Below are 2,176 nucleotides of genomic sequence, written 5' to 3' on the forward strand. Positions count from 1 at the left end.
TTCACGCCGTCCTTCGTGATCCAGCAGATCGATTCGCAGGTCTACCGGCAAGGTGTGAAGCGGGTCGTCGACGCGTTTGCGCTGTGGCGCTTCAACCCGGCGGCGAGCGCGCGCTTGTCGGTCGCCAATGCCTCGGCACGCGACTTCGACACCGGCAGCACCACGCTGCTGTCCGATGGCAGTGCGCAGTCGCAGGACACGGTCACCCGCAGCTACACCACGGCCAGCTTGCGGGTGGAACTGCGGTTCTGATCGCGCGGCGGTGTCGGGCCGCCGCGCATCGCTGCGGCGGCCGGGGCCGACACTACCTTCCGCCGCTGACGTCGACGATCGCGCCGGTCGTGTAGCTGGCTTCGTCGGACAGCAGCCAGCCGATCGCCGCGGCCACCTCGTCCGCGCGACCCGGCCGTTTCATCGGGATCAGGCCGGCCGAAGTCTGCGCACGATCCGGCTCGCCGCCATCGGCATGGATCTCGGTCTCGATGATGCCGGGCCGCACGGCGTTCACGCGCACGCCTTCGGTGGCCAGTTCACGGGCCAGGCCGATCGTGAAACTGTCGATCGCGCCCTTGCTCGCCGCATAGTCGACATACATGCCCGGCGAGCCCAGCACCGCGGCCATGCTGGACAGGTTGACGATGGCGCCACCCGTGCCGCCATGGCGTGTGCTCATGCGCCGCACCGCCAGCTGCGAGCACAGCATCGTGCCCAGCACATTGATGTCCAGCATGCGGCGCCAGCGCGCGATGTCCATCTCGTCCAGCCGCGCTTTCATCGCGACGATGCCGGCGTTGTTGACCAGCCCGCCCAGCGGGCCGAGTTCCTCGTCGATGCGGCGGAACATCGCGTGCACCGCGGCTTCGTCGGCGACATCGGCGGGCAGCGTGATCGCGCGCCGGCCCATCGCGCGGATGCGTTGAGCCAGTGCGTCCGCGGCCGCGGCGTCGCGCCGGTAATTGATCGCGATGTCATGACCGCGCCCGGCCATCAGCAGCGCGGTGGCGGCGCCGATGCCTCGGCCGGCACCGGTGATCAGGAGGGGGGATGTGCTCATGCGTCGATTGTGGCGCTTCGGTACAGTCGCCGGTCCCGTCCCTGATGCTGCTGCCCACCATGAGTCTTCGCCGCCGTACCCTGATCGCTGCCGCCCCGTCGCTGCTGGCCGCACCGGCCTTCGTGCACGCGCAAGCCTCGGTGAATCCGCAAGCCGTGGAGAAACCCAAGCTCACGCTGGCGGTGGGCGGCAAGAACCTGCTGTACTACCTGCCGCTGACGATTGCCGAACAGCTGGGCTACTTCAAGGCCGAAGGGCTGGAGCTGCAGATCGTCGATTTCGCCGGCGGCTCGCAGGCCTTGCGCGCGCTGGTCGGCGGCAGCGCCGATGTCGTCAGCGGCGCCTTCGAGCACACCGTCAACATGCAGGTCAAGGGCCAGAAGCTGCGCGCCGTGGTGCTGATGGGCCGCGCGCCGCAGATCGTGCTGGGTGTGAACCCCAAGACCATGTCCGGCTTCAAGACCGTGGCCGATCTGAAGGGCAAGAAGATCGGCGTCACCGCGCCGGGCAGCTCGACCAACGTGATGACCAACTTCGTGCTGGCGAAGGCGGGCTTGAAGCCCAGCGATGTCAGCATCATCGGCGTGGGCGCCGGCAATGGCGCGGTGGCGGCGATGCGCTCGGGCCAGATCGACGCGATCTCCAACCTCGACCCGGTGATCTCGCTGCTGCTGCGCTCGAACGACCTGAAGATCGTCTCCGACACGCGCATCGTCGCCGAGTCCGAGAAGGTCTTCGGCGGCCCGATGCCGGCAGGTTGCCTGTACCTGGCGCAGGCCTTCATCGACAAACACCCGAAGACGGTGCAGGCGCTGGTGAATGCCATCGTGCGCGCCGACAAATGGATCCAGGCCGCCGGCCCCGGCGAGATCATCAAGACCGTGCCGGAAAGCTACCTGCTCGGTGACCGCGCGGTCTACATCGATGCCTTCCTGGCGGCCAAGGGCGCGCTGTCGCCCGACGGCATGTTCCCTGAGGCCGGACCCGAAACAGCACGCCGCGCGCTGGCCAGCATCGACCCGGAGGTCGCGAAGGCCACCGTCGACCTGAAGGCCGTCTACACCAACGATTTCGTCAAGGTCGCGAACGCGAAGTACCCGAAGCCCTGAATGGCCTCCCCGC

2 protein-coding genes and 1 pseudogene are annotated in these 2,176 nt (G+C 68.1%); 2 read left to right on the plus strand and 1 reads right to left on the minus strand.

Features of this window, described 5'->3' with window-relative positions; genetic code table 11:
• A pseudogene (locus VLK61_RS23505) lies at positions 1-252 on the plus strand (hypothetical protein); the annotation flags it as partial.
• 52 nt (positions 253-304) lie between these two features.
• Here VLK61_RS23505 and VLK61_RS23510 read toward each other — a convergent pair.
• Positions 305-1,054 (minus strand): SDR family oxidoreductase, encoded by a 750-nt coding sequence (locus VLK61_RS23510; RefSeq protein WP_325424523.1) that lies wholly within the window; start codon positions 1,052-1,054, stop codon positions 305-307.
• Between the two features lie 59 nt (positions 1,055-1,113).
• On the opposite strand from VLK61_RS23510, the gene VLK61_RS23515 reads away from it, so the two are divergent.
• Positions 1,114-2,163 carry an ABC transporter substrate-binding protein gene (locus tag VLK61_RS23515; RefSeq protein WP_325424525.1) on the plus strand — a complete coding sequence of 350 codons (1,050 nt, stop codon included), beginning with the start codon at positions 1,114-1,116 and terminating at the stop codon, positions 2,161-2,163.
• Positions 2,164-2,176: the final 13 nt, after the last annotated feature.

This window comes from Aquabacterium sp., from assembly GCF_035476535.1.
In the GTDB taxonomy this organism is placed as follows: domain Bacteria; phylum Pseudomonadota; class Gammaproteobacteria; order Burkholderiales; family Burkholderiaceae_C; genus Pseudaquabacterium.